The following is an 11,486-nucleotide window of genomic DNA, read 5'->3' on the forward strand; positions in this document are numbered from 1 at the left end:
GAGACGTGCTGTATCGAGGTAGATCGCGGGAACCAAGTAAATATTCCTTCTACGAAGGGCCGACTCTGATCTTACCCGTCCGTGTCGATTTGATCCAGTAGTTCACGATACGGTTTGGCAAACAACTTGAGACGTTGCCAGCGGTCTCGACTAAGTCGTATCTCGTCATCATTAAAATTGAGTGTGAAGCAAATTGTCCGGCAGCGTCCATCCAATTCTTGAAATCCGACTGCTCACTCCAGCCGCCATAAGCGCAAGTGCTTTTGATTCGCCCTCACTTTCCTGGATTGTATCGATTAGCCGCCCGACAACCCTGTCAGACATTGGCAAGTGGCCCCTACGCGCATTTGCTAGTGCGAGAATACTGTGCTCCTGTCGTTGTAGTGATCGAATAAGGGCATCGTCTTCACCTAAGCATGCCAAGCGTTCAATTGCCATATCTCGAATATGCTGAGATTTAGGCAGTCGGTCGCCATCGTGGTCGTCTCGATGACTGAGGGCGATATCTACCAATGACCTGCGGATCTCTGCGTCGGGAGCGTGGCATGACCATTGAATCCCTAAGAAACGCCTTGAATTGTCACTGCTCTGAAGCAGACGCGCAATCAATTGGGGAAAACCTTTCCCCTGAACACGCAATAAGACTGGCAGCAGTGTCTCTAAATCCGACGGTGGATAGACCTGTTCCTCGGCCCATTCGGTTCCAACCGCCACTAGTCCTGCTTCAACGTCCTGTCCACTCCACTCTGCAATGAGTTCACACAAATCGGGTTTCCGGATCTTCCGGATTAGATCAAGTAAAGTCGTAAACTGATTGCGTGTGTCAGAACCAGGGGAATTACGGTACGCTGCGAGTCCCTGTTCAAACGACTTCTGCAGCACACCGATTGACTCGGTGGACAATTCATCTAACCACTGTTCCAAGGAGCGTCCCAGCGCGATCGTGTGATCGATGTCGTCATCAAATGTCTCATCCAAGGTGCGCAGAGTTTCTTTACGTAGTTTGGTCAACAGACATGGAAACCACTGCATTTGCGTGAAGAACAGATCCAGCCACGGGTCGCATTGTGGTATAGCGTGCAGGAGTTCTTTAGGAGCCAGTGCTGAGAGAGTCGTAATGCAACTTCGTATGACAGGATGGTCTTCGCACTTCATCGCCTCTACGAGTTTGGGAACAAGGCTATCTTCGTGAAAGCGGTCTATGCAGGATATGAGCGTAGGTGAAGTACTTGGTAGATGTTTCAGAAGAGTGTGTTTCACCGCACACCACACGTCGACCACTTCGTTGCATTCACTTGAAGCAAGGATGTCCGCCAGACAGTCCAAGTCTTCGGGGACGTCGACTGAGTTGTCTATCGCCGTCTCGAGCCAGAAAGGCTGCATCCGAGTACAATTGGTAAGAGCTTCCACAATGTCGCTCTCAAGCATGGATGGGATGCTCTTCGTATCAGTAGGAGCTGATTCCTTCCATTCACGATGTCGCGCTCGGACTCTCCAAAGGCCGTCGAGGGCTTGGCAGGAGGGGAGTTGTTTGAGTATCAGAACGCCACAAGCAGCAATCCCTAGATTCTGATCTTCGATGAACTCATTTGCGTGTTCTATGACGGTTGTGCGATACCTTTTAGCGAGCCTTAGTAGCAGATCGGCTGTCTGGGTGATCTGGTAGGCGAATTGACTTGGGTTTCGGTTGCGGAACTCCTCGCATATAGGTGATATGACACGGTGACCCACGGTTGGAAGTAGTTCGCGAGTTACATCGCCCAGCTCAAAGCCATGACCAAGTAGCTCTTTAAGTACCGTATGAGCCACACCAGGATCGCCATATTCGTGATCGCATGCCAACCACATTAAGTCCATTGGGACGTATCCGAGCTCCATACCTTGAAAGGCCTCGCGTGAGCTCTCCGAACCACAAATCGACATGATCCGAGACAGCGCAGCCTCACCTCGCCTACGGAAGTCAGAAGCTAGCTCTACACTTATCGCCCAGCAGAGCAAGCGGAAATGCCAAATGCGTATACGTCCGTCCTGCTCACGAGAAAGCCAACCAACGGCTACTAGTCGCTCGATCGCTGGGCCATCGAGACCGTGGTCACGACACTCCTTAGTCGTCCAGGGATAAGCGCATGCACCATCAATGGACGCCCCAATAAGTTCTCTGAGATTTGCACAATCGTCCTGGAAGGAAGACTGCCTTAAGTCTGTAGACAATCGCTCCCAGTACTTCTGGAAAAGGCTGTATTCGCTTTCGGGCTGCCAGTCCTTGTCAAGCGAAATCTCGCAGTAGAGGCTAGCCAACAATGGCCAGGATACCATCCCTCGCACGTCCTGGGGTAAGTCTGCCCAACTGCGGCCTCTAAGCTCCAGGTACTTCCTGGCTTGAAGCGAAGTGAAGGTGCCAACTGTAAGTGTTACCGCTACGTCTCCGTACAGATTCACTAAGCTTTTTGCGAGTTGCGGTGGCACTGCACACGCAATGCGTACGCCAAGTGATTCCCATGGAACCTCCAAGAGCGATCTTGCTGCGGCGCTGTCGGTCAGCTCGTCGACGAGTACGGACATCCACCAATCGCCTAGGCCGTCGCAATGCTTGCGAAGCCTCGACGAAATGGATTCCAAAGGAGGAGTTGCTGACCTCCGAAACCCGGTTCCCCAGACAGCATTCACTATTGCGGCAATTATTTGGTCACTGGAGCCCTCAGCCCTCACGGCGACAACTGCATGCTCGATGGTAGCACTTTTCTGGGCCAGGCTACCTAGAGCAAATGTCTTACCGCACCCACTTTCTCCCGTTATTAGCAAGCACGGTTTCAATTCTGAAAAGGAAGGGCTTGGCCGTACGTCGAATTCTGCAGCAAAGCCCCATCGTTTTAGCCTCTCAAGCGAGGTGGTGTTGACTCGTTCGAAGGCGCTGCGCCAAGCATCGAGGGACGTCTGATCGAGTTCGGCCATTCGCAGAATCTCGATGGGCGATGTAACAGTGTCCTGATTGCTAGCGAGTTTGAGGAGTATCCCACACAGTTGATCTCGCTTGGGTGCAATTTCAGAATCCTGGTTGACTAGTTTAGCCAGATGACCGTCAATTCTATCTTCCAAGCTGTCTAAGCGGACTGGTCGAATCCTGAAGTTAGAGAGTAGTCGCCATGTCCGCCGAGCAGCGACAGGATCTAGCTTTGCTGGAATGCCGTCCGATGACTTGCTAGATACCTTATCAACTATCCAGCAAAAGAGCTCGTAGGCCGACAGAACAGGTTGTCGCTTTCCCCGATACCGCTTCTCAGGAAGAGATTGGAGTGTTTTCGCCACATCTTCAGGGAACTCTCGCCCCCTAAGCCAAGTGCAGAAGCTATCGAAGTCTGGGTTCGAGGAGCACTTTCCTTCGGTGACAAAGCAATATTGGGTTAGTGCATCGGTGTCGGTCGCACGGTAAAGATCTGGGAGGACCTTTTCAACGATCTCTCGTAAAGACCACGGTCGAGCAGTCGATCGCGATTTCCACTGCTCGACGACACGCACACCCCCTGCGCTTGTCTGGATGTCACCACCATCACTTGGCTCCAATATCAGGGTAGCTTCAGAAAGCCTTCCTCCCCTCACGGTTCCTTTGATATTGAGGCGGACGGCCCACTCAAGGCTACCTAAGATTTGATACAGCACTCCGTAGACTGTTGCTGCACCTCCCTGTCTTGTCATGCATTCACTCCGCTACAAAGCCACTGTTCGGGTAGTCTGCACCGAGGTTCACCGCAAGTTAGGCCGAAACAAGCTTGTTCTCCGGAGTACAGGCCAATCGAACACGTGTTTCTTAGGATAACGTGGGCGCGAGCAAATGAGTTGGCTGTGTTTCTACCTAGCATTCCATTTCCGTGCCAACTCGACGTACCGCTTGTCGTGAGAGGTATTGCTTTCGCCTAACATCGTTAACGCATCACCAACACCATATGGCCATGTAGTAACGTCTTGAGATAAGATGGCGACTAACACATCTAAGAAACTGTCTGGATGCTTCACGATGATGTCCTTCACCTTTTCATCGAAATATAAGCTGTAGCGCTCTTCTATCTTCGTCAAGTGTGGTCGCACGCCCTCTGCCAGCTTCGGAAACGCTTGGACATTTCGGAACAGGAACTCAACCAGACAGATTGACATAGCCTCGTTCTTTGCCGAACGTTGTCGAGGCCACACTTCGGTGAATAGCTCAGTTGACTTGGTTAACCACACATCCAAGTCCTCTTCCGTGGCATCTTCCATGGCCCTCTCAAACTGCCACACCACGTGCGACCGCAGTAGATCACCTCCGCCGAGTAGTGCTTCTCGAAATTCGTCGTTAGTGATGAGCCTAGATTCCTTGTCGGTAGCGGTATTGTTCCAACCCCAAACTAGCAGGTAGGCAATGGTCTGGACATGCCTGTCGCGCGATGCCCCCCGCTGCTTCGCCAATGATAGGAGACCGAGCTTTAGATGCGAGAACAGGTCAATGCTTGTGATCTTCGGATTCCAGAAAAAACCAGACCAAAAAGCCGATTTATCACCGTGATCATCGCCGGCAATGATCGTCAGCAGATGCTCCTCTGTCCATGCACTCGCAACGCGATGGAGCCAACCGAGGTGATGGGAATTGATCGCAATCGCATAGCGTCGCAGATCATCCCTGAGGTCCAAGAGACGCACAAGCTGTTGCAAGCAACACGAGGTTGAATCCAAGCTACCGTCAAGATGCTCAATTCGTGAATCCCGCAAAACGGCAATGCCAATATGACCAACCGCAGAATTTATCGCTGCCGTTGCCCAATCTCGCTCGTTCCCGCTGCTGAGTACGGCAGAGCGCGCCTCTGATGGATCGAGGTAGATAACATCAATTAGTTTCCTGACAATCTTCTCGTACGTCGGCGATGCCTCTTTTGATAACGTAGTGGACACTTCCTTCAACCAGTTGGTCGACCAGTATAGCGACTGCTGTAGAAAGGGATCAGGCAATCGACAGAGGCGCTCCGCAATTGTCACAGTGAAGTGTGGCGCATCTTCCTTCCGACGAGGGGATGACAGAAACGTCCTCCATGCCCAGCCAGGATAGTCGCCCTTTCTGGCCGCGCGAGAAAGGGCGAGATAGGCGCGACGCGGCTGAGCAACGCAAAGCCCGGCAAACGGGTCGTGCTCGGTTAAAAAGTCGTCTTTCGGGCTGTCTGCAGCCTGTCGCGCCCGCAACAATACCGTAGCAATTGGTCCATGCACGAGATTCTCATGTTCGGTGTTCGTTACTACAGACCCGCCACGAATCTCTCTCGAATCTGCTGCATGCTGTCCGGCCTCTGGCACCCATTGACGAGCAATTCGACGCAGCTGGCCAATTCTGGTTTGTACGTCGAAGCTGAATTCGCATCCGTTCTTCATTAGCCACTGCAATCTATTTAGTAGACGGTATGCGTGTCGTTCCTCATAAGCATCTGTATCTTCTCCTTCCCATCTCTCTGGCCCCTCAAGCAGTCGCCCTTCGAGCTGTTTGCGCTGTTCAAGTGACAACTCTTGCCACCGCGCTCTTAGCCCTAATAGCAGGTCTCGTTGGTGGTCGTGATTCCAGAACGCGCTGTTGCTGAGCCCCAGCACGACATTGCAAAAGCCCAATGGCGTCTCCAGTAGTGGCTGCGCGGCCGCCCAAACACGTAGCCTGCCGAAGACCGCCTCATCATCAACTCGCCAGCTGGAATACTCGCGCTGAGCTGCCAACATGTCACGGCGCGCCAGACGAGAAAACAGCGATACAAAGTACAGTACCAATCCTGATATGCCGTGATGGCGATCGTAGTTTCCCACACCTTCTCGATCGTCAGGTATGATGGGACTTAGGAGAGAAGTGCTCGGATCGCCAACCTCATCACACAACTCAGCAACTAGTTCAAGATTTCTGCGAAGCATGCGTGTCACAGGCTCTAGCCACGCATCTGGAACTTCAACATCAGTCCCTATGTCTGGACACTCGACTTCAACTTGCAGCAATTGCCATCTTTCAATTTCCCCGCAGTTGTTTGGCGGGGAACTTGTAGCTAACATTGCAGGACCGACTTTCAGTCGAGGGCGAGTCAATTCAGCAAATGTACGTGCAGCCTGAATGCTCCAACCTTCACGCTCAGTAACGGTGCGGAACTCGTACCAATGAATACTTCCAAACTGCGAACTTGCATTCCACGATTCGAGTAGGTACCGCCAGGCACTCACTATTTCAGCCGAGAACTGATCCTGTTCGTGTTTCAACTGCCACTCAATGGAATTGCGCAGGTAAGGATGTAGGGCGCTCTGTTGTGCAGCCCACCACACGATGGCTGGCTGATTCGCGACTTTCGCTATCCAATTGCACAGATAGGCAACCCGTTTTGGCAGACGAGGTATCTCGGCTGCGCATGGACCACGAAACGCGGCGAAGCCTTCGAGAGGAAGGCCTTGCCGGTCGAGTCTGTTCACAATAAACGCATCCCAAGCGGATGCTGGCACCTTAGGCTCAGCGTAGGGGTTTTCCTCATCACTGCGTTCTGGCGTGACATCGGAGTCAATCGAATACTGGACAAACGGGTCAATTCTCGGGCTGTTTGGATCTATCCGCTCCAATTTGTCGGGTCTGGCGTAGCGACAAGTTGGATCCATCACACAAAGCCAAGTTGCTGGCGGTGACTGCGCTGCAAATTCACGCGCACCCGCATCCGTAGAGATGATGTGTGCGATTTGGCCTCGTTGATGCGGTTTGAGGCACTCAGGTCCCTCCATTGCGGCGTCTAAGATGTTCCGCCGCCAAAGATCGGGATCATCAGCACGCTGGGCCCAGAGTTCAAGCGAATCCCACAAGGCTCTATGCTTGTCCGCCGACGAATACGGTATCGCCGTGACTTGTCTATGATTCCAGCGTGCAACCACCTCCATAGACTCATCGGATTGAAACGCATAGAGGCGGTGCGAAGGGGCAGTAGTTCTGCGCAGTCCTTCCAATAGGTAATTGATAGGAGGATCGTCCGCAGAGTAGCCTACGAATACAACGACATATCGTTCTACAACCTCCCGGAAGAATTCTGTTGCCCAGCCTTCGGATAGATATGCATATCCAAAGTCGGAACTCGACAGAACAAATCCACTTCCATCTGCGCCGGTATCGTCTTCGTTGACTCGACCATGCAAGTACACGATACCGTTTAAATCATCGTATCGGGAGAGATGGGGCAAGCGTGGAGGCTGATGAATCTTCGCCTTCGAATTACACGCTTCAAATAGCCTGTCGAAGTTGGTGGTCACCAGCAGTGTCTGCGAATCGCGCGTAGTGGATAGGCGTAGCAACGTATCATGAGCTGATACGTCAACATCGGGCTTGGTCAACGCTTTGGCCACCGCACGCTGGATATCCGCTACCGAAAAGTCCCGCTCCAGAAGACCGAATATGCGATCCGCCGAAATCAACCCCGTTACACTCAATTGCTCGCCAACTTCACGTGCCTTTTCTAGTACCTTCCGCGCGTCGCTCTCTTGGCCGACTCCGAGATCGCGTATCACATCTTCAGCAAGGCCGAAAAAGTCAGGCAAGCCAGCTCGTGCCCGCGAAACGCCTGCACCACAAAAGAAAACTACACGACCTTCGTCGCGTGCATTCAGCAGGTCGTCGGGGATGGCTGGCCCATCTTTGCCAAAACGCATGAAAAACTCAGCCCCGTCGAGAACCACCGTTGGGAATGGCCTATCAGACTTAGTGCTAGAAATTCTAACGTGAATCGAGAGTTGCTTACAGCCCGCGGAGGAGCTCGGGCGATACCTTGGACCGCGAAACATTCTCTCAGAACCGACGTATGCCCCATCCATTAAACCCGCGTCGGACGTAAACGCCTCGGCTGCTGCGACGTGTCGGCCCGGCGTAATTCGGTCGGCGTCCGCTAGCGCGCAAAGGACACGCCCTCATTATGCACTTGGAAGCAAGCAGAAAGCAGCTTTGATAGTGGAAGATTCGGTGTCCTCAAGTTGATCCTCAAGCTGCAGAGGTCATCCTCACCGCCGTCAATTTGAGCGGAGCCCTCGGGCCAGCGGGTGGTCCAACCGCCCGCTGGAAGACAAAACTCAAACTGCACGACGTCCTTTTGCCCGATAGAAGCGCTGAAGCTCGCGACTGGATTATAGAGCATTACATTCTCTAAAACAGATTCAGACCTCAGTGTTGCCTTCTGCGGGCTGCGTCGACTCAGTCTGATGTCACATCCGAATTGGCTTTCGACTAGGCTGCTCTGGATAACTCAAACTGATACCACCTCGTAGAGTAATGATCGCATGGTTGATGTTTCCAAAGGAGAAGGTGATCACCGATGCGCGCATGTCGAATCGCCCTGCAAGTAGCTGATAGTGAACACCGGCATAGTGAGACGCAAGATCTCCACGCCCTTCAGGGCATAAATAAGGGTAAGATTCATCCACTTCTTCCTCACGATCTTCATTCCATGGAGTCCACTCTTCGCCCACCCAGTAACTCTTCTCAATTGGAATGCACCCGATTGCTTGTACTATCCGCTCCGCTTTATCTTCATCGACTTACTCAGGACTCGATCGATTTCTTTGACCGGTATGACTCCTTCAATACGGCCGACAACATGCAGATTCTCTCGATTCGTGTTTAACACAACGAGAGTAGGATAGCGGACAACCTTGAAGGCGTCCGCAAGTTTTTTTCCTCCTTCGTCGACCTTTTCGTTAGTAACCGACACAATGAGGCGATTCGAGTACTTTGCCAGGAGTGGGGATTGGAGGCTGTTGACCATTTTCGGCGTGAAAAGGTCTTCACCGCCGGCATGGAACAATATTGCCGTGTGCTTGCCATCCTGGAGAGCCTGTTTGTAGGCCTCGAAGGAACGATTGCGAAAAACCTGCACATCGATTACAGCGGGGCCAAGCTCAAGAGGCCGTTGATCATACAGTTCGAATTCAGAATCATCCGAATGAGCACCTACTTCTTTATCTGCTGGATTCGGAGTTTGAAATACCTCCCTTTCGATCGGCTCTTTAGTTGCATTGCGAAACACTCGGTCGATTTCAGCAACAGGAACCTCACCCTCGATACGGCCAGCAATGTGGAGTTTATTGCTGTTGGTTTTCAGCACCACAAGCGTAGGGTATCTCACCACACCAAGCGCTTCAACAAGCTGCTCGGCACCCTTGTCAAAATCGGCATCCGTAAACGAAACAATAAGGCGACTACCATACTTGGCCAGTTCAGGAGCACGCAAGTTCTCCAAAAGTCTCTTAGAAAAGATATCAAGATTTCCCGAATTGAAGAGGATCGCCGTATACATGCCTTTGTCAAGTGCACTTGAATAGGCGCCGAATGAGTCGTTTTTGTAGGTCACAGTATCAAGAACATTGATCGTGCCGCTCTGCTTGGAACGCCTTTGGCTCTTCGACTCGGCAGAACTAATCTCATCTGCATCGCTTGTCATTGCGGAAAAAGCAAATGCTAGCAACAGGGCATTCTTTGTCACCAGGCGTTTCATAGTCGATCCTTTCCTAAAAAGGGAGCTGTATCTGGGAAGATGGAGTTCACATTACACTCAGTTAGCGAAAGCTATCGTTTCCGGGGGGAAGGAAATGGCAAAGATTCTTAAGAATTTCCCTGAAACCGAGGTCTTTGGGAAAGGTATCGTGGATCATGTGCTCAGCGAAAATGAATCGGTCTGCACGATGAACGACGACGAACGAGTGATTGCTTCTGGAAACCCAGTTAGCAAATGCATTGCATTCTGCGATCCAATTTGGCATGGTAGCTCGCTAGTCGCACAACAGGCTCTGCCGAGGTTCAAGGTCGAGTCGTTCGACATTGCTGCTGTTTGGCTGATGGCAAGAATAATCTTCGACTAGCAACGATCGCCCTGGTTCACTCCGTAGAAATGTTCCTGTACGGCCTATTCGAGCGCAACCCGGAACTCGGAGTATCCCTCTATCGCGACAAGGGCGATGAGACGCTTGGACCACGTGAGGCGCTTCGTTCGTTGCAGCACGCACTAATTGCGATCAATGTCATTGAGCCGTCTGCAACGCTATCCTATCGCGACCAACTCAGCCGCCTGATCCGCGAACGCGACAGCGTCATTCATCACGCGAGCAAAATCGGAAGGGAGGAAGTGGAGAACGGTCGCAACGTCGCCTCGCGTTTTATCGGCAAGTACGGGGTCGATTTGTGCGGCATTGACCTGCTCCAGTAATCCCAATGAAACATCGAAAGCTATTGGTCGCGCTTGCTCGGACCTAGGAGACCTTTTTGCAGGAGTACTCGTGCTTCACCGATGGTTGTCTCCGCTTGCTCGTAAAGAACCGGACTCCCCTCGGTGAGCACCGCCAGCAGCGATTCGCATTCTTCAAGAAACACCGGCGCAAAACCCGGCTTGATGCGCTGGAACTGCGATAGGTTGTCGATGATGTCGGCGAGTTTGACCGTCTTGGCGCGAGGATCGGCCTCGGCCGTATGCCGACGGTCGATCGCCTTGCGCGCCTTGCGGTTGCCGTCTTCTGGTTTGGCGATGTCGGTGAGGTCCGCAACGAGCCGAGCAACCTCCTTGCCGAACGCGGCTTGAACCTCGCCGATCCCGATCGGCGTGTCCTCTACCACGTCGTGGAGCCAGGCGGCGGCGATCGTCACTTCACAGTCGGTGACGCTCTCGACAAGCATCGCCACGTTGTGCGGGTGGACGATGTAAGGCTCGTTGGTGTACTTGCGTCGTTGATCGATGGACTCGTGCGCTCGCTCGGCGAACGACGTGGCCCTGCGTACCAAATCACTCATGCGTCTCAACTTTCCGCCCCCGTCGTGCGTTGAAGTCTCCTGTGGACAAGTCTAAAGCATCGATTGCTGTTGCGCAACCGCGCGTGCTACTACTCGTGAGTAGATACTCATCGGAGGCACATGCCACAGACCATCGCTATTCTCAATCAGAAGGGGTGGCAGCGGGAAGACAACCCTTGCCACAAACCTCGCTCACGCCCTCAAACTCTCTGGCCAACGCGTTGTGCTGGCCGACGCCGAGGGATCGGCTCAAGATGCAGGCGATCCGCGAAGGGGGCAATCGCACCGTGACCGCGATCTTGATCCAAGCCTCCGTAGAGTATTTGAGCCGACACTCCGAGGAGTAGGCGAGCGGCTGACGCCATGTTTCAAACGTCTCAACCGATTCCTTCTACGTTTCTTGCACCGGGACGTTGTTTCTCTCCTCTTTCTTGCAGATTAAAATCCGATGACCCTGGCGCCCGTCGCGTCCGCGTCAAGGGGCGCCTGCAGACGGCTGCGCCCTCTTCGGCGAGCCCGCTGCGCGTGGGAGTCTCCGACACATCTCGGGTACTTCAATAATAGTCTCCACACAATTATGCCCCCAAGTATTGTACGTTCCGTCTGAGAGACGCTTGAGATAAAGTCGATGTCGTTCTCCTGGGTAGAAGATCCCTCCCCCATGCTCACCAGGAGGTGGCTGGTAGTCTGACAT

Annotated in this window: 7 protein-coding genes; 3 read left to right on the forward strand and 4 right to left on the reverse strand. The window is 52.8% G+C overall.

What is annotated here, in order from left to right; all coding sequences use genetic code 11:
* Positions 1-171: 171 nt before the first annotated feature.
* The 3 genes from ACQK2L_RS28200 to ACQK2L_RS28210 all read right to left on the reverse strand — a co-directional run bounded on the left by ACQK2L_RS28200 (position 172) and on the right by ACQK2L_RS28210 (position 9,506).
* Positions 172-2,952, reverse strand: a complete 2,781-nt coding sequence (locus ACQK2L_RS28200; protein ID WP_425400389.1) for a hypothetical protein — start codon at positions 2,950-2,952, stop codon at positions 172-174.
* Between the two features lie 894 nt (positions 2,953-3,846).
* Positions 3,847-7,671 carry an SIR2 family protein gene (locus ACQK2L_RS28205; RefSeq protein ID WP_425400390.1) on the reverse strand — a complete coding sequence of 1,275 codons (3,825 nt, stop codon included), beginning with the start codon at positions 7,669-7,671 and terminating at the stop codon, positions 3,847-3,849.
* An 851-nt stretch (positions 7,672-8,522) separates the two neighbouring features.
* Positions 8,523-9,506 (reverse strand): hypothetical protein, encoded by a 984-nt coding sequence (locus tag ACQK2L_RS28210; protein ID WP_425400391.1) that lies wholly within the window; start codon positions 9,504-9,506, stop codon positions 8,523-8,525.
* Between the two features lie 94 nt (positions 9,507-9,600).
* Between ACQK2L_RS28210 and ACQK2L_RS28215 the strand changes: the two genes are divergently transcribed.
* Together ACQK2L_RS28215 and ACQK2L_RS28220 are read left to right on the forward strand one after the other, a co-directional pair.
* Positions 9,601-9,870, forward strand: coding sequence for a hypothetical protein (locus ACQK2L_RS28215; protein WP_425400392.1), 270 nt, complete (start codon positions 9,601-9,603; stop codon positions 9,868-9,870).
* Positions 9,871-9,899: 29 nt separating this feature from the next.
* Positions 9,900-10,214 carry a hypothetical protein gene (locus ACQK2L_RS28220; RefSeq protein WP_425400393.1) on the forward strand — a complete coding sequence of 105 codons (315 nt, stop codon included), beginning with the start codon at positions 9,900-9,902 and terminating at the stop codon, positions 10,212-10,214.
* Between the two features lie 20 nt (positions 10,215-10,234).
* On the opposite strand, the gene ACQK2L_RS28225 is transcribed toward ACQK2L_RS28220, so the two are convergent.
* Positions 10,235-10,792 (reverse strand): HD domain-containing protein, encoded by a 558-nt coding sequence (locus tag ACQK2L_RS28225; RefSeq protein ID WP_425400394.1) that lies wholly within the window; start codon positions 10,790-10,792, stop codon positions 10,235-10,237.
* A gap of 145 nt (positions 10,793-10,937) precedes the next feature.
* Between ACQK2L_RS28225 and ACQK2L_RS28230 the strand changes: the two genes are divergently transcribed.
* The gene (locus tag ACQK2L_RS28230) at positions 10,938-11,234 is read left to right on the forward strand and encodes a cellulose synthase operon protein YhjQ/BcsQ (RefSeq protein ID WP_425401133.1); all 297 of its coding nucleotides are present in this window, start codon (positions 10,938-10,940) and stop codon (positions 11,232-11,234) included.
* The last annotated feature ends 252 nt before the right edge of the window (positions 11,235-11,486 follow it).

Source organism: Aeoliella sp., from assembly GCF_965227375.1.
Taxonomy (GTDB): Bacteria; Planctomycetota; Planctomycetia; order Pirellulales; family Lacipirellulaceae; genus Aeoliella.